General features: G+C 60.0%; 21 protein-coding genes and 1 pseudogene. 7 read left to right on the top strand and 15 right to left on the bottom strand.

The window, feature by feature from the left end; genetic code table 11:
• Positions 1–3 precede the first annotated feature (3 nt).
• Positions 4–984 carry a tonB-system energizer ExbB gene (gene exbB, locus AB5I78_RS28650; protein ID WP_119737214.1) on the bottom strand — a complete coding sequence of 327 codons (981 nt, stop codon included), beginning with the start codon at positions 982–984 and terminating at the stop codon, positions 4–6.
• A 189-nt stretch (positions 985–1,173) separates the two neighbouring features.
• Between exbB and AB5I78_RS28645 the strand changes: the two genes are divergently transcribed.
• Positions 1,174–2,031, top strand: coding sequence for an SDR family oxidoreductase (locus AB5I78_RS28645; protein WP_242199568.1), 858 nt, complete (start codon positions 1,174–1,176; stop codon positions 2,029–2,031).
• 33 nt (positions 2,032–2,064) lie between these two features.
• Here AB5I78_RS28645 and AB5I78_RS28640 read toward each other — a convergent pair whose 3' ends face one another.
• The 7 genes from AB5I78_RS28640 to AB5I78_RS28610 form a co-directional block, all read right to left on the bottom strand.
• Positions 2,065–2,802 carry a hypothetical protein gene (locus AB5I78_RS28640; protein ID WP_369301873.1) on the bottom strand — a complete coding sequence of 246 codons (738 nt, stop codon included), beginning with the start codon at positions 2,800–2,802 and terminating at the stop codon, positions 2,065–2,067.
• A gap of 77 nt (positions 2,803–2,879) precedes the next feature.
• A complete protein-coding gene (locus tag AB5I78_RS28635) occupies positions 2,880–3,623 on the bottom strand; it encodes a hypothetical protein (protein ID WP_145158154.1) in 744 nt (247 codons plus the stop codon).
• Positions 3,624–3,679: 56 nt separating this feature from the next.
• A complete protein-coding gene (locus tag AB5I78_RS28630) occupies positions 3,680–4,060 on the bottom strand; it encodes a RidA family protein (protein WP_003176922.1) in 381 nt (126 codons plus the stop codon).
• Positions 4,061–4,084: 24 nt separating this feature from the next.
• Positions 4,085–6,190, bottom strand: a complete 2,106-nt coding sequence (gene spoT, locus AB5I78_RS28625; protein ID WP_058415723.1) for a bifunctional GTP diphosphokinase/guanosine-3',5'-bis pyrophosphate 3'-pyrophosphohydrolase — start codon at positions 6,188–6,190, stop codon at positions 4,085–4,087.
• A gap of 60 nt (positions 6,191–6,250) precedes the next feature.
• Positions 6,251–6,514 (bottom strand): DNA-directed RNA polymerase subunit omega, encoded by a 264-nt coding sequence (rpoZ, locus tag AB5I78_RS28620; RefSeq protein ID WP_003176920.1) that lies wholly within the window; start codon positions 6,512–6,514, stop codon positions 6,251–6,253.
• A gap of 166 nt (positions 6,515–6,680) precedes the next feature.
• Complete coding sequence (gene gmk / locus AB5I78_RS28615; RefSeq protein ID WP_106575862.1) at positions 6,681–7,301, bottom strand: guanylate kinase; 621 nt, start codon at positions 7,299–7,301, stop codon at positions 6,681–6,683.
• A gap of 10 nt (positions 7,302–7,311) precedes the next feature.
• Entirely contained in the window at positions 7,312–8,175 is an 864-nt protein-coding gene (locus tag AB5I78_RS28610) for a YicC/YloC family endoribonuclease (protein ID WP_242199573.1), read from the bottom strand.
• A 217-nt stretch (positions 8,176–8,392) separates the two neighbouring features.
• Between AB5I78_RS28610 and rph the strand changes: the two genes are divergently transcribed.
• Both rph and AB5I78_RS28600 read left to right on the top strand, forming a co-directional pair.
• On the top strand, positions 8,393–9,115 hold the full coding sequence (rph, locus tag AB5I78_RS28605; RefSeq protein WP_106575860.1) for a ribonuclease PH: 723 nt from the start codon (positions 8,393–8,395) through the stop codon (positions 9,113–9,115).
• Between the two features lie 22 nt (positions 9,116–9,137).
• Entirely contained in the window at positions 9,138–9,506 is a 369-nt protein-coding gene (locus AB5I78_RS28600) for a DUF4870 domain-containing protein (RefSeq protein ID WP_145158149.1), read from the top strand.
• Positions 9,507–9,564: 58 nt separating this feature from the next.
• Here AB5I78_RS28600 and AB5I78_RS28595 read toward each other — a convergent pair whose 3' ends face one another.
• Positions 9,565–10,344 carry an exodeoxyribonuclease III gene (locus AB5I78_RS28595; protein WP_003195493.1) on the bottom strand — a complete coding sequence of 260 codons (780 nt, stop codon included), beginning with the start codon at positions 10,342–10,344 and terminating at the stop codon, positions 9,565–9,567.
• Positions 10,345–10,426: 82 nt separating this feature from the next.
• Between AB5I78_RS28595 and pyrE the strand changes: the two genes are divergently transcribed.
• The gene (gene pyrE, locus AB5I78_RS28590) at positions 10,427–11,071 is read left to right on the top strand and encodes an orotate phosphoribosyltransferase (RefSeq protein ID WP_063033848.1); all 645 of its coding nucleotides are present in this window, start codon (positions 10,427–10,429) and stop codon (positions 11,069–11,071) included.
• A 186-nt stretch (positions 11,072–11,257) separates the two neighbouring features.
• Here the strand turns inward: pyrE and argB are convergent, their stop codons facing one another.
• The 4 genes and pseudogenes from argB to coaBC all read right to left on the bottom strand — a co-directional run bounded on the left by argB (position 11,258) and on the right by coaBC (position 15,514).
• A complete protein-coding gene (gene argB, locus AB5I78_RS28585) occupies positions 11,258–12,163 on the bottom strand; it encodes an acetylglutamate kinase (protein ID WP_017735763.1) in 906 nt (301 codons plus the stop codon).
• Between the two features lie 19 nt (positions 12,164–12,182).
• A pseudogene (locus AB5I78_RS28580) lies at positions 12,183–13,604 on the bottom strand (phosphomannomutase/phosphoglucomutase); the annotation flags it as partial.
• 240 nt (positions 13,605–13,844) lie between these two features.
• Positions 13,845–14,300: a dUTP diphosphatase gene (gene dut / locus AB5I78_RS28575; RefSeq protein WP_106575855.1), complete on the bottom strand. Its 456-nt coding sequence runs from the start codon at positions 14,298–14,300 to the stop codon at positions 13,845–13,847.
• A 5-nt stretch (positions 14,301–14,305) separates the two neighbouring features.
• Positions 14,306–15,514 (bottom strand): bifunctional phosphopantothenoylcysteine decarboxylase/phosphopantothenate--cysteine ligase CoaBC, encoded by a 1,209-nt coding sequence (gene coaBC, locus AB5I78_RS28570; protein WP_145158141.1) that lies wholly within the window; start codon positions 15,512–15,514, stop codon positions 14,306–14,308.
• Between the two features lie 143 nt (positions 15,515–15,657).
• On the opposite strand from coaBC, the gene radC reads away from it, so the two are divergent.
• Positions 15,658–16,332 carry a DNA repair protein RadC gene (gene radC, locus AB5I78_RS28565; protein ID WP_119737230.1) on the top strand — a complete coding sequence of 225 codons (675 nt, stop codon included), beginning with the start codon at positions 15,658–15,660 and terminating at the stop codon, positions 16,330–16,332.
• 27 nt (positions 16,333–16,359) lie between these two features.
• Here radC and AB5I78_RS28560 read toward each other — a convergent pair whose 3' ends face one another.
• Complete coding sequence (locus AB5I78_RS28560; RefSeq protein ID WP_369301874.1) at positions 16,360–17,952, bottom strand: ABC transporter substrate-binding protein; 1,593 nt, start codon at positions 17,950–17,952, stop codon at positions 16,360–16,362.
• A gap of 458 nt (positions 17,953–18,410) precedes the next feature.
• Here AB5I78_RS28560 and rpmB point away from each other — a divergent pair, with 458 nt between their 5' ends.
• Positions 18,411–18,644, top strand: a complete 234-nt coding sequence (gene rpmB / locus AB5I78_RS28555) for a 50S ribosomal protein L28 (RefSeq protein ID WP_003176907.1) — start codon at positions 18,411–18,413, stop codon at positions 18,642–18,644.
• 11 nt (positions 18,645–18,655) lie between these two features.
• On the top strand, positions 18,656–18,811 hold the full coding sequence (rpmG, locus tag AB5I78_RS28550; RefSeq protein ID WP_003176906.1) for a 50S ribosomal protein L33: 156 nt from the start codon (positions 18,656–18,658) through the stop codon (positions 18,809–18,811).
• A 71-nt stretch (positions 18,812–18,882) separates the two neighbouring features.
• Here the strand turns inward: rpmG and AB5I78_RS28545 are convergent, their stop codons facing one another.
• Positions 18,883–19,245: a cupin domain-containing protein gene (locus tag AB5I78_RS28545; protein ID WP_145158135.1), complete on the bottom strand. Its 363-nt coding sequence runs from the start codon at positions 19,243–19,245 to the stop codon at positions 18,883–18,885.
• Positions 19,246–19,452: the final 207 nt, after the last annotated feature.

Here is a 19,452-nt window from a genome sequence, read left to right as displayed (position 1 = left end):
CGATTACCCCACTTTCACCATGTGCGGTTGCGAGCTGCGCTCGGTAGGGGCGTGATCGAGGTCGCGGCTGACCAGCAGCAGGACTTCTGCCGACGCGTCCGATACCTGAGCCTTGTAGCCGGCAATCGAACGGGCGAAGACGTTGTAGATCACCACCGCAGGAATTGCGGCAACCAGGCCCAATGCGGTTGCCAGCAGGGCTTCGGCGATGCCGGGGGCAACGACGGCGAGGTTGGTGGTCTGGGTTTTGGCGATGCCGATGAAGCTGTTCATGATGCCCCACACGGTACCGAACAGACCGACGAACGGTGCGGTGGAACCGATAGTGGCGAGCACGCCGGTGCCGCTGCTCATGTTACGACCGCAGGCCGCCACCAGGCGCTCGAGGCGGAAGCTGACGCGTTCCTTGATGCCTTCTTTTTCGCGGGTGTTGACCGACAGGCGCATTTCTTCCAGCGCGTCGTGGACCAGCAGGTTGGCCAGGGTGCCCTTCTTGGTAGCGGTGTCGCTGGCTTCCTTGAGGGTGGTGGCTTTTTTCAGGTGGACGATTTCAGTGCGCAGACGACGCTTGGCGCCCAGCAGCTCGAAGCCCTTGGCGATCCAGATGGTCCAGGTAATGATCGAGGCGATGGCCAGGCCGATCATGACGGCTTTTACCACCACGTCAGCGTTCTGGTACATGCCCCACGGGGACAGGTCATGGGCCATGCCCAGGCTGTTGTCTTCTTCCAGTACAACACCGGAGTCGTCGGCAGGCGCAGGGGCTGCGGCCTGGGCCGGGTCGGTGGCCACAGGTGCTGCGGCAGGAGCTGGCGGCGTGGCTGCATTCTGCTGGGCCGCAGCCGGAGTGGCTGGGGCGGTCGCGTCAGCGAATGCGGCGGTCGGTGCCAGCAGAACGCTGAACAGCAGCGCAGCAATCGCACGCCAGGCGCGAGATGGGCTGAGAGGCTTGGTTGGCGAAGCGGGGTTTGTATTACGTGTCATGCTGGCCGGACCTGAGAGAAAAAAATGAGTGATCGTCCTGCCAGACCCTGATGGGTCGAGGACAAATGGGCGGTTATTATTGCAAGTAATTCTTGTTAACAAAAGTAATACAGTTACTTAATTTGTCCTTTTGCTGGCCGCTGGTCATCTTCGGCGGCTAATCTGCGCCTTTAAGAATGGAGTTTTGTGATGTCTGCGCCTTCTGTTGTGATTGCCGGTTGCGGCGATGTGGGTAGTCGGCTGGCTAGCCAATTGCTGGCCTCGGAATGGGAGGTTCATGGCCTGCGACGTGATATTTCACGCCTTCCAGAGGGTGTCATCGGCATCGCCGGTGACCTGTTCAAAAAGGATTGCCCTGACACTTGGCCAATCGGCGCAGTGGATTACCTGGTGTATTGCGCCGCTGCCACCGACCACGATGAGGCCGGCTATCGCGCGGCGTACGTGCAAGGGTTGCAGCATGTGTTGGAGTGGCTGAACGACTACGGCCAGGAGCCCAAGCATTTGCTGTTTGTGTCGAGCAGCAGTGTGTACGGCCAGCAGAAGGGTGAGTGGGTCGACGAAACGTCCGACACTCAAGCGAAAGGGTATTCCGGCCAGATCATGCTGGAAGCTGAGCAAGTGGCGCTCAATAGCGGCATTCCGGCGAGCATTGTGCGGTTGACCGGTATCTATGGGCCCGGCCGTGAATGGCTTCTGACCCAAGTGCGCCAAGGCTATCGCGTGGCGGTTGATCCACCTTTATATGGCAACCGGATTCACGCGGATGACGCTGCCGGATTGCTGGCCTTCCTGCTGCGGCATGTGGAGCAGGGCGGTTCGCTGGATAGCATCTACATCGGCGTTGACGATGCGCCCGCGCCCTTGGCAGAAGTGGTGGGTTGGTTGCGCGACTACCTGGGCGTGACCGAATGGGCTGACGACGCCAGTGTGCGCCGCGCCGGCAGCAAGCGATGCAGCAATGCCCGAGCCAAGGCGTTGGGTTGGGTGCCGACCTACCCGACTTATCGCGAAGGGTACGCGGCGATCCTTGAAGGTAAGTGCTAGATGTGAAAAAGGAGCCGTGAGGCTCCTTTTTTGTTATTGCTTTTCCAGCAGCCATTGGCGTGGCCCTGGGCTGAGCTGGGGGATTTCGTCTGGCTGGGAAAGGTTGATCGCCTGCAGAATTTCCAACTGTTTGCCGTAGCGCACGAAAATCCAGTCCTCGCCGACAGCATCTTTACCCAGATAGACGACGTCATTGCCGGCACCTTGAGTGGCGCAATCGCCTCCCAGGCACAATTCGTAGCGGTCATTATTGCCCAGGCCGGACACGCCGCCATCGGCGCTGAACCTCACAAGGTCGCCTGTGCCTTGGCCTTCAATAATTTTCCACTGACCGCCCATGTAGGCTGAATTCAGGGCTTGCCTGAACGTGGTGCCCCACTTGGCACCTGCGGCAGCGGGTTGGGTGGGGCGGCTAAACGTTTGGCCTACGTGAATCTTGCTGGTCTGTTGGACCAGTTGCTCGCCGTTCAATTGCAATTCGTCGCTGCCATGGCCGTCGTAATCCACCGACCAAATGCCAGGCGCTTTCGGCAGCAGCTGGCCTTCACCCACCTCGAACGCAGTGCTCAATTGCGCTTTGCCGGTACGGGTGTCGATGTTCCATTCCAGGTTCATGCCGTTGGCGTCCAGGGCTTTAAGCAGCGGCCGCCCCTGGGCGGCGGTATCGATGGCGGCCTGGTTGATCCATCGCCCGCTGATGTCCGCGGTTTGCTGCTGTATCTGCGTGCAGCCGCCCAGCAGGATCAGGCTGATGAGGAGTAGCGTGTGCATGGAGTGGCCCGTCTGCTGGTGAAAAAACCATGGCGCAGACTAAAGAAAAAGGAGCCGGTAGGCTCCTTTGTTCTGTATCACTGTTTTTCCAACAACCACTGCCGTGGCCCCGGCGTAAACGAAGGCACTTCATCGGCCTGCGCAGTGTTCACGGCCTGGAAGATTTCCAGCTGCTTGCCCTTGCGCGCGAAGATCCACGGGTTGCCCTGGCCGTTGAGTTGCAGCCAGATACTGTCGTAGCCGCCGCTCATTGAGGCGCAGTCACCCGCCAGGCACAGCGAGTACCGATCGACACCGGGCAAACCGGCGACTTTGCCGTCAGCCTGGAACTGCACCGTGGCGCCGTCGCCGTTCCCGTCGGTGATCTTCCAGTCGCCACCCATATAGGCGGCATACAGGGCGCGCTCGAAGTTGGCGCCCAGTGGCGCGCCTTCGGGGGCTGGGTCATTGGCACGGGCGAACAGCTGCTCAGGCTCATTGTCGTTGGCCACTTGCAGCAGTTGTTTGCCTTTGCGCTTGAGTTCGGTGGCGGAGCTGCCGTAGAAATCGACGCTCCAGGCGCCGGGTTTTTCGCCGAGCAGCTTGCCTTCGGCGACTTCAAAACCGTTGTAGTAACGCGCCTGCGAAGCCTTGGTGTTGACCTCCCATTCGAGGTTCGGACCATAGGTTTGCAGCGCTTCACGCAAAGGGCCGCCCTTGGCTGCCGCGTTGATGGCGGCCTGGTTGATCCAGGTGCCGCTCACATCCAGGTCGGCGGGGTTGCTGGCGCAGCCGCCGAGCAACAAGGCGAGCAACGAAGAGGCTACAAGCGCTTTGCGCATCACGAAATCCTTCTGAAACGAAGTCGGCGCAGCCTGTGGAGGCTGCGCCGGGTGTTTTACTCGATGACCAGAATCGCGTCCATCTCAACCTGTGCGCCCTTTGGCAGGGCGGCAACGCCGATAGCGGCGCGGGCTGGGTACGGCTGTTCGAAGTACTTGCCCATGATCTCGTTGACCTTGGCGAAGTGGCTCAAGTCAGTGAGGAAGATGTTCAGCTTGACGATGTCTTTGAACGAACCGCCAGCGGCTTCGGCCACCGACTTGAGGTTTTCGAAGACCTGGACGGTTTGCGCTTCAAAGCCTTCAACCAACTCCATGGTCTTTGGGTCCAGTGGAATCTGGCCGGACATGTAGACAGTGTTGCCCGCCTTGATCGCCTGGGAGTAGGTGCCAATGGCGGCAGGGGCTTTGTCGCTGGTGATAACAGTCTTGGTCATGAGTGACTCCTTGTAAGAGATCGGCTATGCGCGCATGCGGGTGATGCGAATCACCCCGGTCAGGGCGCGCAGTTTCTTGATCACGCGGGCCAGGTGCACGCGGTCGTGCACGCTGACCACCAGCTGGACCACGCTGATGCGGCCATCGCGCTCATCCATGCTGATTTTCTCGATATTGCCGTCGGCCGCGTTGACGCTGCTGGCCAGCAGGGCGATCAAGCCGCGCTGATGCTCCAGCTCAACGCGCAGCTCGACGTTGAATTCGCCGGTGACGTCCTTGGCCCACGAGAGCTGGATGCATTTCTCGGGGTTGTGGCGGATTTCAGTGATATTGCGGCAGTTGTCCAGGTGCACGACCATGCCTTTACCAGCCGACAAGTGGCCGACAATCGGGTCGCCCGGGATCGGCGTGCAGCACTTGGCGTAGCTGAGCACCAGGCCTTCCGTGCCGCGAATCGCCAGCGGGCCTTCGGGGCTTGGCAGCTGTTCGCCTTCGCCGAGCAGGCGCCGGGCGACCACATACGCCATGCGGTTGCCCAGGCCGATGTCTTCCAGCAGGTCTTCGATGGTTTCCTGGCGATACTCGTGGAGCATCGCTTGCACGCGCTCGGTCGGGATCTTCTCCAGGGCGCTGTCGAAACCATTGAGCACCTTGTTCAGCAGGCGTTCGCCGAGGCTGATGGACTCGGAGCGGCGTTGCAATTTGAGCGCGTGGCGAATGTGTGTGCGCGCTTTACCGGTGACCACGAAGTTGAGCCAGGCCGGGTTCGGGCGCGCGCCGGGTGCGCTGACGATCTCGACCGTGGAGCCGCTTTGCAGCGGCTCGGACAGCGGCGCGAGACGACGGTTGATCCGGCAGGCAATGCAGCTGTTGCCCACGTCGGTGTGTACCGCGTAGGCAAAGTCGACCGCCGTGGAGCCTTTGGGCAGCTCCATGATCCGGCCTTTGGGCGTGAACACGTAGACCTCGTCCGGGAACAGGTCGATCTTCACGCTTTCGATAAATTCCAGGGAGTTGCCGGCGCGTTGCTGCATTTCCAGCACGCCCTTGACCCACTGGCGGGCGCGGGCATGCGTGCCTTTTGGCTGTTCGTCGCCGCTGGACTTGTACAGCCAATGCGCGGCGATGCCGTTGTTGGCCATCTCTTCCATTTCCCGCGTACGGATCTGGATCTCGATCGGCACCCCGTGCATACCGAACAGCGTGGTATGCAGCGACTGATAGCCGTTGGCCTTGGGAATGGCGATGTAATCCTTGAAGCGGCCTGGCAGGGGTTTGTACAAATTATGTACAGCGCCCAGCACGCGGTAGCAGGTGTCGACCTTGTCGACGATGATCCGGAACGCGTACACGTCCATGATCTCGTTGAAGGCCCGACGCTTGCCGCGCATTTTTTTGTAGATGCCGTAGATGTGTTTCTGCCGGCCGCTGACTTCGCCTTCAATCTCGTCGATCGCCAGGCAATGGCTCAGCGACTCTTCGATCTTGTTGACGATTTCCTTGCGGTTGCCCCGGGCGCGCTTGACCGCCTGATAGATGCGCGCAGAACGCATCGGGTGCATGGCCTTGAAGCCGAGATCTTCGAATTCGATGCGGATGGCATGCATGCCCAGCCGGTTGGCGATGGGCGCATAGATTTCCAGGGTTTCCTTGGCGATGCGCCGGCGCTTTTCGCCGGACAGCACTTCCAGCGTGCGCATGTTGTGCAGCCGGTCGGCCAGCTTCACCAGGATGACCCGAATGTCTCGGGCCATGGCCATGGCCATCTTCTGGAAGTTTTCCGCCTGGGCTTCGGCCTTGGTTTCGAAGTTCATCTGGGTCAGTTTGCTGACCCCATCGACCAGTTCGGCCACGGTTTCGCCAAATTGCGCACTGAGCGCTTCCTTGGCGATGCCGGTGTCTTCGATCACGTCATGCAGCATCGCAGCCATCAAGCTCTGATGGTCCATGTGCATGTCGGCAAGAATATTGGCCACGGCAAGAGGATGCGTGACATACGCCTCACCACTGCGGCGGCGTTGGCCGTCGTGGGCTTGTTCGGCGTAGAAATACGCTCGGCGGACCAGGTTGACCTGGTCTGGGCCGAGGTAGGTCGATAAGCGATCGGCGAGGGCGTCTATGCTCGGCAAAGTGTTAACTCCTGCCGTTGGCTGTGACCCCGCGCCGTGCTACGTCGACCAGGCATAGGCTTAGACGGCCTCGTTGGACTCGTCCTCGAACGCCGCAAACAGCGGTTCGTCTTCAACGATTTCAGCGTTGGCGATGAACTCGTAGCTCATCAGGCCTTCAGCGATTTCACGCAGGGCTACAACGGTAGGCTTGTCGTTTTCCCACTGGACCAGGGGCTCTTTGCCGCCAGTGGCCAGTTGACGGGCACGCTTGGTAGAGAGCATGACCAGCTCAAAGCGGTTATCCACGTGTTCTAGGCAGTCTTCAACGGTTACGCGGGCCATGGTATTCCTCGGAGCGAATGCAAGATGCGCGCTGCCCGGCTGGGCGAGCGGACTGAACAGTTTAAAAAATCACCAGCGTTTAGGGAAGCGCTGATTTTCCCGCGGCCTCGCAAAACGGCTACAAGTGCCAATGTAAAGCCCTTGCAGCGGTTTTGGGAAGGGCCAATCAGCCAAGCAGTTCGGCGAGTAATTTGCCGAAACGCTGCTGTTGGCGTTTTTGCTGGAGCTGATTGGCGCGGAAAATCGCCTTCAAATCGTCCAGCGCGCTGGCGAAATCGTCATTGATGATCAGGTAGTCGTAGTCGACGTAGTGGCTCATTTCGCTGACGGCTTCACGCATGCGGCCTTCGATGATCTCGTCACTGTCCTGGCCACGGTTGGTCAGGCGCTGGTGCAAGGCTTCCAGCGACGGCGGCAGGATAAAGATCGAACGCGCCTTCGGCATCAGTTGGCGCACTTGCTCGGCACCCTGCCAGTCGATTTCCAGGATCAGGTCGTGGCCTTCGTCCAGAGTCTGCTGCAGGTGGCTTTGCGAGGTGCCGTAGAGGTTGCCGAACACTTCGGCACGCTCCAGGAAGTCGCCGTGTTCGATCATCTTGACGAACTCGGTGCGCTCGACGAAGTGGTAGTGCACGCCGTTCACTTCGCCCGGGCGCATGGCGCGGGTGGTGTGCGAGACCGAGATGCGGATCTGCTCGTCAGCGTCGGTCAAAGCCTTGACCAGGCTGCTCTTGCCCGCGCCCGAAGGGGCGGAAATGATGTAAAGGGTGCCGGTGCTGTGGGTCATGGAAGTTGCCTTACTCAATATTCTGTACTTGTTCGCGCATCTGCTCGATCAACACTTTGAGGTTGACCGCAGCTTGTGTGCTGCGCGGATCAAACGCTTTGGAGCCCAGTGTATTGGCTTCGCGGTTGAGTTCCTGCATCAGGAAGTCCAGGCGCCGACCAGCGGCGCCGGCAGACTTGAGCACGCGGCGCACTTCGAGGATGTGGGTGCTCAGGCGGTCGAGCTCTTCGGCCACGTCACTTTTCTGCGCCAGCAGCACCATTTCCTGCTCCAGGCGCGTCGGGTCGAGGTCGGCCTTCATGTCAGTGAAACGGTCCAGAACCTTCTGGCGCTGGGTGGCGAGCATCTGTGGCACCAACTCGCGCAGGGTGACCACGTCTTCCTCGATCGCGCTCAGGCGCTCGCTGATCAGGCGCGCCAGTTCGGCGCCCTCACGCTCGCGGCCAGCCTTGAGCTCCTGCAAACCCTGGTTGAACAGGGCGAGGGCTTCGGCATTGAGGGCCTGCGGGTCGGTGGCGTCGGCCACCAGTACGCCGGGCCAGGCCAGCACTTCCAACGGGTTCAGCGCGGCGGGTTGCTTGATCAGGCCGGCAATGGTTTCAGCCGCGGCGACCAGTTGCGCGGCGCGGTCGCGGTCGATCTGCAGCGGCTTGCCGGTGGTTTCTTCGGTAAAACGCAGGGTGCATTCCAGCTTGCCGCGGGAAATGCCCTGGCGCAGCGCTTCACGCACGGCGCCTTCGAGGTCGCGGAAGGATTCCGGCAGACGCAGGTGCGGCTCCAGGTAACGGCTGTTGACCGAGCGCAGTTCCCAGCTCAGGGTGCCTTGGGCGCCGGCTTTTTCGACGCGGGCGAAGGCGGTCATGCTGTGCACCATGGAGGTACCTCGCGATGCAGTCCCGCAAATACGGGCTGATGGGTAAATTGAAGCCGACAGGCTGCGAAGGCGCAGGATTGTAGCGCAGTGAGGCGAACGCGCCCAAACAATGGGCGCCAGGCCCGCCATTCGTAACCGAATTTTTTAGAAGTGCCCCGAATCGGCTGGCGGCTCTATAATGCTCGGCAGTTTTTCGTCCTCCGTACAGGTATCCCCTATGAAACGTCCAAGTGGTCGCGCTGCCGATCAGCTCCGCTCGATCCGCATCACCCGCAACTACACCAAACACGCCGAGGGATCTGTACTGGTCGAGTTTGGCGATACCAAGGTGATCTGCACCGTCAGCGTCGAAAACGGCGTGCCGCGCTTCCTCAAGGGCCAGGGTCAGGGTTGGTTGACCGCCGAGTACGGCATGCTGCCGCGCGCCACCGGCGAGCGTAACCAGCGTGAAGCCAGCCGTGGCAAGCAAGGCGGCCGCACCCTGGAAATCCAGCGCCTGATCGGCCGTTCGCTGCGCGCAGCCCTGGACATGTCCAAGCTGGGCGACGTGACCCTGTACGTCGATTGCGACGTGATCCAGGCTGACGGCGGCACCCGCACTGCCTCCATCACCGGCGCCATGGTGGCCTTGGTTGATGCGCTGAAAGTGATCAAGAAGCGTGGCGGCCTGAAAGCCGGCGACCCGCTCAAGCAGATGATCGCTGCCGTATCGGTGGGCATGTACCAGGGCGAGCCGGTGCTGGATCTGGACTACCTGGAAGACTCGGCTGCCGAGACTGACCTGAACGTGGTAATGACCAGCAGCGGTGGTTTCATCGAAGTGCAGGGCACCGCCGAAGGTGCGCCATTCCAGCCGGCCGACCTGAACGCCATGCTGGCCCTGGCCCAGAAAGGCATGACCGAAATCTTCGAACTGCAGAACGCCGCACTGGCTGACTGAAATGGCCGCAAGGAGCAACGCCATGAGTGACCACCAACTGCCTGTGCCCACGCCTCCTTACGAAGTGCGTCAGGGCGCGATGTTGTGTCACCTCGCGGCGTTCCTGGGGTTTGTGTTTCCCTTCGGCAGTGTCGTCGGGCCGCTGATCCTGTGGCAGATGAAGAAGGAAGTGGACCCGTTCATTGATGATCAGGGCAAGGAGGCCTTGAACTTCCAGATCACCGTGGCCATTGCCTGGCTGGTTTGCATCGTGCTGGCCTTTGCGGTGATTGGTTTTTTCCTGATGACTGCCCTGGCGATCGCCACGGTGGTGCTGACGATCATCGGCGCAATCAAAGCCAGCAAGGGGATTGCCTATCGCTATCCCTTTACCTGGCGATTGGTCAAATAGTGAGCGCCCACAAAAAAACCGACAGCGATGTCGGTTTTTTTGTGCCTGGAAAAAGACCTTAGATGGTCAATGTCCAGTCGTAGTCCACGATCAGCGGCGCGTGCTGCGAGAAGCGTGGCTGACGCGGCAGGCGTGCGCTGCGAACAAAGCGGCGAAGCCCCGGGGTCAGCAGCTGGTAGTCGAAACGCCAGCCCAGATTAAGCATCTCGGCCTGTTCGTTATCCGGCCACCAGCTGTACTGGTCGCCTTCGCGGCTGACTTCGCGCAGGGCATCAACATAGCCCATGTTGCCGACAATCTCGTCCATCCAGGCACGTTCCGGCGCCAGGAAGCCCGGGGATTGCTGGCTGTCGCGCCAGTTCTTGATATCCAGCTTCTGTTGCGCCACGTACAGCGAGCCACAGTAAATGTACTCGCGACGTTTGCGTCGCTGTTTATCCAGATAACGGGCGAAATCGTCCATTAGCTTGAACTTCTGGTTCAAGTCTTCATCGCCGTTCTGCCCCGAAGGGAGCAGCAAGGTCGCGATGCTGACCTTGTCGAAATCGGCTTGCAGGTAGCGCCCGTAGCGGTCGGCTGTCTCGAAGCCGAGGCCGCTGATGACCGCCTTGGGTTGCAACCGCGAGTACAAAGCCACGCCACCTTGGGTGGGCACTTCGGCATCGCAGGCATAAAGGAAGTAGCCATCCAGTTGGAAGGCTGGGTCGTCCAGTTCAAAGGCGGAGGCGCGGGTGTCCTGCAGGCAGATGACGTCGGCATTCTGTGCTTGCAGCCAACTGAGCAAACCACGCTCGACTGCAGCCTGAATACCATTGACGTTCACACTGATGATCCGCATAAATGGCCCCAAAAATCGCGTGCGTGTATGATACACGCCGTCTACCTAATTAGCTAAATCCGTGGTATCTGAGGCTTTTTTCATGCAGGCGTATCAACGCGATTTCATTCGTTTTGCCATCGATCGCGGCGTTTTGCGCTTCGGTGAGTTCACTTTGAAGTCCGGGCGCACCAGCCCGTACTTCTTCAATGCAGGCTTGTTCAACTCGGGTTCGGCCCTGGCTCAGCTGGGTCGTTTCTACGCGGCAGCCATCGTTGAAAGCGGCATTTCCTTCGACGTTTTGTTTGGCCCAGCCTACAAGGGCATCCCGCTGGCAGCCGCGACTGCCGTGGCGTTGGCTGAACATCACGGGCTGGATCTGCCGTGGTGCTTCAACCGCAAAGAGGCCAAAGCACATGGCGAAGGCGGTAGCCTGGTTGGGGCTCCGCTCAAGGGCGACGTGCTGATCATCGACGACGTGATCACCGCCGGTACCGCCATCCGTGAAGTGATGCAGATCATCGCGTCCCAAGATGGCGCCAAGGCCGCCGGCGTGCTGATCGCGCTGAACCGTCAGGAGCGCGGCAACGGTGAGTTGTCGGCCATTCAGGAAGTGGAACGTGATTTCGGCATTCCGGTGGTGAGTATTGTGTCGCTGAACCAGGTGTTGCAGTTCCTGGAAGACGATCCGCAGCTCAAGCAGCATTTGCCGGCCGTTAAGGCTTATCGCGAGCAATTTGGTGTCTGACACTGATTTCTCTGTGTGAGAGGGAGCTTGCTCCCGATAGCGGTGTATCAGTTGATTGATTCAGCACTGATCCACTGCTATCGGGGGCAAGCCCCCTCCCACATTTTGATCTGCAGTGTTTTCAAATCCTGCAAACAAAAAGGCCCCGCTCAATTCGATTGAGCGGGGCCTTTTTGTTTCTAGTGCTTAAGGACGCTTGCGATTACTGATCAGCGTGCCCACACCGGTATCGGTGAAAATTTCCAGCAGGATTGCATTTGGCACGCGGCCATCCAGGATCAGCGAGCTGCCGACGCCGCCTTGCACGGCTTCCAGTGCGCAACGGATCTTCGGCAGCATGCCGCCGTAGATGGTGCCGTCGGCGATCAACTCGTCCACCTGCTGGGTGGTCAAGCCCGTCAGCACCTTGCCTTCCTTGTCCATCAGGCCGGCAATGTTGGTCAGCAGCATCAGCTTCTCAGCCTTCAGCGCTTCGGCCACTTTGCCGGCTACCAGGTCGGCGTTGATGTTGTACGACTCACCGTTGGCGCCCACGCCGATTGGCGCGATCACCGGGATGAAGTCGCCTTTGACCAGCAGGTTCAGCAGGTCGGTGTTGATGCCGATCACTTCACCTACCTGGCCGATGTCGATGATTTCCGGCTGGGTCATCTCCGGTGTCTGACGGGTAACGGTCAGTTTTTTCGCGCGGATCAGCTCCGCGTCCTTGCCGGTCAGGCCAATGGCGCTGCCGCCATGACGGTTGATCAGGTTGACGATGTCTTTGTTGACCTGGCCACCGAGGACCATCTCCACCACATCCATGGTCTGTGCGTCAGTGACGCGCATGCCATCAATGAAGTGACTCTCGATCGACAAGCGCTTGAGCAGGTCGCCGATTTGCGGGCCGCCACCGTGCACCACCACCGGGTTGATCCCGACAGCTTTCATCAACACGATGTCGCGGGCAAAGCCGGTTTTCAGCTCTTCACTTTCCATGGCATTGCCGCCGTACTTGATCACCAGCGTCTTGCCGACGTAGCGTCGAATGTAAGGCAACGCTTCGGACAGGACCTTGGCAGTATTGGCAGCGGCTTCGCGTTCGAGGGTCATTCAGGGCTCCGGTAAAAAATCAGAACGGTAATTGGAGATCAGGGGCAACACGTTTCAACTGGGCGTGGAACACGTCCTTGATGCGCTGCAACTCAGCCTCGGTATCCGCCTCGAAACGCAGGACCAGCACCGGTGTGGTGTTGGACGCGCGAACCAGGCCCCAGCCTTTGGCGTAATCGACTCGCACACCATCAATGGTGGTCAGGTTGGCGCCTTCACCCCATTGCGCATCGTGCAGTGCGTCAATGATGCTGAATTTGCTCTCCTCGGTCACATGGATATTGATCTCTGGCGTAGAAATATCATTCGGGAAGGTCTGAAACAGCTCCTGCGCCGTGGATTTTTCCTTGCTGAGGATCTCCAGCAGACGGGCGGCGCTGTAAATGCCGTCGTCGAACCCGAACCAGCGCTCTTTGAAGAACACGTGGCCGCTCATTTCGCCGGCCAACAGCGCGCCGGTTTCCTTCATTTTCTTTTTGATCAACGAGTGGCCGGTCTTCCACATTAGTGGGCGACCGCCGTATTCCTTGATCAGTGGGGTGAGGCGGCGGGTGCACTTCACGTCGAAGATGATTTCGGCGTTGGGGTTACGGGCCACCACATCACGGGCAAACAGCATCAGCAGGCGGTCGGCGAACACGTTCTCGCCGGTGTTGGTCACCACGCCGACACGGTCGCCGTCACCGTCGAAGGCCAGGCCCACGTCGGCGCCGGTTTCCTTGACCTTGGCGATCAGGTCCACCAGGTTTTCAGGCTTGCCCGGGTCCGGGTGGTGGTTAGGGAAGTTGCCGTCAACGTCGCAGAACAACGGAATCACTTCGCAGTTCAGGGCTTCGAGCAGTTGCGGGGCAATCACGCCGGCCGCGCCGTTGCCGCAGTCCACCACCACTTTCAGGCGGCGGGCGAGTTTGACGTCGCCCGTGATCTGGTCAGAGTAGCGTTGAAGAATATCGACTTTGGTGATGCTGCCGGTGCCGGTGGTCAGATCGTTGGTCTTCAAGCGCTCGTGCAGCGCTTGAATCTGTTCGTTGGCGAGGGTGTCGCCGGCGATGACGATCTTGAAACCGTTGTAGTCCGACGGATTATGGCTGCCGGTGAGCATAACGCCGGACTTGCCAGCCAGTACGTTGGCTGCGTAGTACAGCGCAGGAGTCGGCACCAGGCCCACATCGCTGACGTGGCAGCCGCTGTCGGCCAGGCCCTGGATCAGTTGCTCCACCAGCTCCGGGCCGGACAAGCGGCCATCGCGGCCTACCGATACATTGGGTTCGCCCTGGGCCAGGCTTTGGGAGCCGATGGCACGGCCGATCCAATAGGCGGTTTCGGCGGTCAGGGTCTTGGGCACGACGCCACGAATGTCATAGGCGCGAAAGATGCTGTCGGGAAATGTCGGGGCTACTCGGGCTGCGGTACTCATCGCGGGGGGAAACTCCATCTGAAGGGGGCAAAGCTGGCCTTAAAGTGGCTGACCGGCAGGCTCAAACTGAAGGGTATGACGGCGTTTTCGGCAGAGAGTTCGTGGTGCAAAAGTGCCATCGGAGCTGGCACTCCGTGCTTATGGTTGCGTAATGTGTTGATTTCAATGATGAAATCTCGCTGATTAATTCCGCGCATTCTTCGTCCTGAAAAGCCTTGCGGTGGCATCGGGCCGGACAAAAGCGTCCGGCCTGATTCAGCTTAGTCAGTGGCTGCCGGAATGCCCAAAACCGCCTGCGCCGCGTTGAGTCTCATCGAACTCCTGAACCAGTTCGAAGTGCGCCTGCACCACCGGCACCAGCACCAGTTGCGCGATACGCTCGCCAACAGCAATGTTGAAGGCGGTCTGGCCGCGGTTCCAGCACGACACCATCAACTCGCCCTGGTAGTCGGAGTCGATCAGGCCGACCAGGTTGCCCAGCACGATGCCGTGTTTGTGGCCCAGGCCGGAGCGCGGCAGGATCAATGCCGCCAGGCCGGGGTCGCCAACGTAAATCGACAGGCCGGTAGGGATCAGGAGGGTCTGGCCGGGTTCAAGAACAGTGTCTTGCTTGAGCATGGCGCGCAGGTCCAACCCGGCGGAGCCTGGGGTGGCGTAGGCCGGCAATGGGAATTCGTTGCCGATGCGTGGGTCGAGAATCTTGGCTTGCAAAGCGTGCATGTCAATTAAACCTGGTTCAGCCGTTGGGCGATAAATGAGATCAGTTGGCGGGCAATCTTGCCTTTGCTGGTCTGGGCGAAAACGGTGGCGTGCAACTCGCGGTCGATCACGCTGATGGCATTTTCCTCGCTGTTGAAGCCGATGCTCGGGTTGGCGACATCATTGGCAACGATCAGGTCGAGGTTTTTGTCTTTCAATTTGCGTGCCGCGTAGTCCAGCAGGTGCTCGGTTTCGGCGGCAAAGCCGACGCTGAAAGGGCGGTCCGCACGCGTGGCGATGGTTGCCAGAATGTCGGGGTTGCGCACCATTTGCAGGAGCAGGCCGTCGCCGCTTGTAGGGTCTTTCTTAAGCTTTTGCGGGGCTACGACTTCCGGGCGGTAGTCTGCAACCGCCGCCGAGGCGATAAACAGGTCGCAGGGAATGGCTGCCTCGCAGGCCGCCAGCATGTCCCGGGCGCTGACTACGTCGATTCGCGTGACCCGATCAGGCGTCGGCAAGTGCACCGGGCCGGTGATCAAGGTGACACGTGCGCCTGCCTCAACCGCCGCTTCGGCCAAGGCAAAGCCCATTTTTCCTGAGCTATGGTTGGTGATGTAGCGCACCGGGTCGATGTTTTCCTGAGTCGGGCCGGCGGTGATCAGCACGTGTTTGCCGGTGAGGGCCAGGTGCTGGAAACACTCGGCGGCGCACAGCGCCAGGTCGTTGGCTTCGAGCATGCGGCCCATGCCGACGTCGCCGCAGGCCTGGCTGCCGGACGCCGGACCGAACACTTTGAGGCCTCGGCTTTGCAGAAGCTGGGTGTTGGCTTGGGTCGCCGGGTCGCGCCACATGGCCTGGTTCATGGCCGGGGCGATGGCGACGGTGGCGTCGGTGGCCAGCACCAAGGTGGTCAGCAGGTCATCGGCGATGCCTTGGGCCAGGCGGGCGATCAAGTCGGCGGTGGCCGGGGCGATCAGTACCAGATCGGCCCATTTGGCCAGCTCGATATGGCCCATCGCGGCTTCGGCCGCCGGGTCCAGCAGGTCCAGATGAACCGGGTGGCCGGACAGGGCTTGCATGGTCAGCGGGGTGATGAACTCGCTGCCGCCGCGGGTCATGACTACGCGCACTTCGGCGCCCTGGTCCAGAAGCCTGCGAACCAGCTCTGCGCTCTTGTAGGCGGCAATGCCGCCGCCGACGCCGAGAACGATGCGTTTCCGATACAGACGCTGCATTGGTTTGCCTTTCCAGTTCAGTGATGCCAGTTCAGTGACGCCTGCGATGACCCCTCCCCAGGAGAAATCGCACGCAAAAAAGAGGGCTTAAGATAACACAGCGTCCGCCGGGCAACAGCGGCGCACATGCACACGGAGGTGGGATGAGTATTCGCGATTGGCCTGTGGCGGAACGTCCGCGGGAGAAGCTTTTGGAATGGGGCGCGGCAACGTTGTCGGACGCCGAACTGCTGGCGATCTTCCTGCGCACCGGGGTGTCGGGCAGAAGCGCGGTCGACCTGGCGCGGCATTTATTGGCACAATTTGGTGGCCTTCGCCCGCTGCTGGAGGCCAACCAGACGCTGTTCAGCCAGCATTTGGGGTTAGGGCCGGCAAAGTTTGCCCAATTGCAGGCTGTGCTGGAGATGTCCCGGCGGCACATGGCCGAGCGCCTGCGGGCGGACTCGGTGCTGGAAAGCCCGCTGGCCGTGCGTGATTACCTCAAGGCGCTGCTGCGCCATGAGCCCCACGAGATCTTCGGTTGCCTGTTTCTCGACTCAAAGCACCGCGTTCTTGGCTTTGAGGCGCTGTCCCAGGGCACCATCGACACTGCCATTGTTTACCCGCGGCAAGTGGTCAAGCGTGCGTTGGCGTACAACGCGGCAGCATTGATTCTGTGTCACAACCATCCTTCGGGGAGTGTCGAGCCGAGTGCGGCTGATCGAAAATTGACCAAGTTGCTGCAAAAGGCGTTGGAGGTGGTGGATGTGCGGGTGCTGGATCACATCATCGTCGGCGATGGTGATCCATTGTCGATGGCGGAATACGGGTGGATGTAGCCCCGCCCACAAGGGCGGGGCAGGTCATCAGGGCTCGACGCTGACTTTCGAGAAGTCCTGGCGCCCGAACGGGCTCACCTGATAGCCCTCGACATTCTTGCGTGTCAGGGCAAACGCGGTCGGATGCGCCAGCGGCAGCCACAACGCCTGCTGCTGGATCTGCGCCTGGGCCTGTTGATACAGCTTGGTGCGCACGCCTTGCTCGCTGGTGGTCTTGCCGGCGCTGATCAGTTTGTCCAGCGCGGGGTCGCAGTAGCGGGCGAAGTTGGTGCCGGATTTCACCGCCGCGCAAGAGAACTGCGGGGTCAGGAAGTTATCCGGGTCGCCGTTATCGCCGGCCCAGCCCATGAACAGCAGGTCATGTTCACCGGCCTTGGCGCGGCGAATCAGTTCGCCCCATTCGATCACACGGATCTCTGCCTGGATGCCGATCTTGGCCAGGTCTGCCTGCAACAGTTGTGCGCCCAGGTTAGGGTTGGGGTTCAGCAAGCTGCCGGTTGGGCGTGTCCAAATGGTGGTCTTGAAACCGCCTTTGAGCCCCGCGCGGTCGAGCAGCGTCTTGGCCTTGGCAATGTCCTGTGGATAACCCGGCAGGTCTTTGGCATAGCTCCAGGTATTGGGTGGGTAAATACCATTGGCCGCCTCGGCGGTGCCTTCAAACACAGCCTTGAGGTAGCTGTTCTTGTCAAAAGCCAGGTTGATTGCCTGGCGCACTTCCGGCTTGTCCAGCGGCGGATGCTGGCTGTTGATGGCCACGAATGCAGTCATGAAGGCGGCGGTTTTCTCCACCTTCAATGCCGGGTCTTTTTCGGCCTCGCCTACATCCAGCGGCTTGGGCGAGAGGGCGATCTGGCATTCGTCGCGATGCAATTTCTGCAGGCGCACGTTGGCGTCCGGGGTAATGGCGAACAGCAAGTTATCCACAGCCGGTTTGCCGGCGAAATAGTCCGGGTTGGCTTTGTAGCGAACCACGGCATCTTTCTGGAACCGTACGAAAACAAACGGGCCGGTGCCGATCGGTTGGCTATTGAGTTTCTCCGGGGTGCCGGCCTTGAGCAGCTTGTCGGCGTATTCGGCCGGGTAGATCGAGGCAAAACCCATGCTCAGCGCGGCGAGGAAGGTCGAGTCGGCGTGATCGAGCGTGAAGCGCACGGTCAGCGGGTCGAGGGCGTCGATCTTCTTGACCAGCGTCGGCAACTGTAGCGACTGGGCATGCGGGAAACCGCTTTGGGCGATCTTGTGCCACGGGTTGGCCGGATCGAGCATGCGTTCGAAACTGAAGCGCACATCTTCGGCGGTGAGAGTGCGGCTTGGAGTGAAGTATTCGGTGCGGTGGAATTTCACATCCGGGTGCAGCTTGAAGGTGTACGTCAGGCCATCTGGCGAAACGTCCCAACTGTCCGCGAGGCTCGGCACCAGCTTGCCGCTGGCGGCGTCGTAGTCCACCAGGCGGTTCATCAGGACGTCGGCCGAGGCATTGGTAGTGGTCAGCGAGTTGTATTGCACCACATCAAACCCTTCAGGGCTGGCTTCGGTACACACGCTCAAACTGGTAGCAGCCAGGGCCGTCGGCGTAATAAATAGAGGGGCTAGCAATAGCGGTAGGGCAGCGAGGCGCATGTTCGGTTTCCTTTGCAGATCGAAGGCCCATCTGCGAGTGCAGTCTGGAAAAAGCCTACCGTAGTGGTCTGATTGATAAATGACCAGTCCATTTTTGCCTGTGCTTTTGGCGCAAATGCTGTTTTGATGGCGCCTCAGCGCGTTTCGCCGCGCACTTCATCGTGCGTGCGGGCGCTGTAAATCATTCTGTGCGACGAGCGGTCGGCTGTGACAGCGGCCACTCCTGGCAACGGTTCAGGCGTCTGTCGCCAAGATTTACGCCGGTAAAAACACACGGGCTGTTGTTGCACCTTGGTCTTTCTGGTATAAAGCAGCGCTCTTTTCTAGGGGCCCGGTTCCTTCACTGTAGGTGTAGCCGGTAAGACCCTTAAAGAAACGCGGCGCCTGGCGCCAAATGACTGAGAGATTAAGCGGCCAACCCATGCCGGGTTGGGCATGTGGTTTTAGAGGGCTGAGGCATGTCGAGAGTCTGTCAAGTTACCGGTAAGGGTCCGGTGACTGGGAATAACATTTCCCACGCAAATAACAAAACCCGTCGTCGTTTCCTGCCGAACCTGCAGCATCACCGCTTCTGGGTTGAAGAAGAGAAACGTTTTGTTCGCCTGCGTGTATCTGCCAAAGGCATGCGTATCATCGACAAGCGCGGCATCACTGTCGTGCTGGCCGAAATCCGCGCCGCTGGCAAGATCTAAGGAGCTTTATCATGCGTGAATTGATTCGAATGATCTCTAGCGCCGGTACTGGTCACTTCTACACTACCGACAAGAACAAGCGTACTACCCCGGACAAGCTCGAAAAGAAAATGTTCGACCCGCGCGTTCGCAAGCACGTGATCTACAAAGAAGGCAAAATCAAGTAATTGATTTTCTTCCTTGTGAAAAAAAGCCCGTCTCTCACGAGTCGGGCTTTTTTTTGCCTGTGATTTGCTGATCAGGCTTTCTGTTCGAACACCACGTAGATCTTGCGGCACGGTTCCAGCACTTCCCAGGTGCCGCTGAAACCCGCGGGGATCACGAAGCGGTCGCCAGCACGCAAGGTCTTGGCGTTACCATCGGCATCGCGCAGCACCGAAACGCCCTGCACGATTTCGCAGTACTCATGCTCGCTGTAGTTGACCTTCCATTGCCCGACTTCACCTTCCCAGACCCCGGCGCTCATCTGGCCGCACGGGCTGTTGTAGTGGTTGTAGAGGGTTTGCTCGGGATCGCCCTTGAGGACTTTTTCGGCAGCAGGCCGGTAGCGTTCGGGGGCGGTATTGGCTTGGCTGAAGTCGACGATGTCCTGGATGCTCATGTGCGTGTCCCGTCTGGCCTGCGGTTGGAGAGTCCAAAGTCTATGTTTATTAAAATGAACATCGCAAGGGCGTTTACCGGCGTTGTGTCAAATATATTGAAACACCCCCAGCCGCTGGTTTAGGGTGGCAGCTGCCTTGAGCCGAACAGCAGGCTGGCCGGGCAAGAATTCTTTGAGGCTGCCGGGGGACATCACCTGGCCCTTGTA

Source organism: Pseudomonas sp. N2-3-1-14, assembly GCF_041228395.1.
Taxonomy (GTDB): Bacteria; Pseudomonadota; Gammaproteobacteria; order Pseudomonadales; family Pseudomonadaceae; genus Aquipseudomonas.
This window is presented reverse-complemented; position numbering and strand designations above follow the sequence as displayed.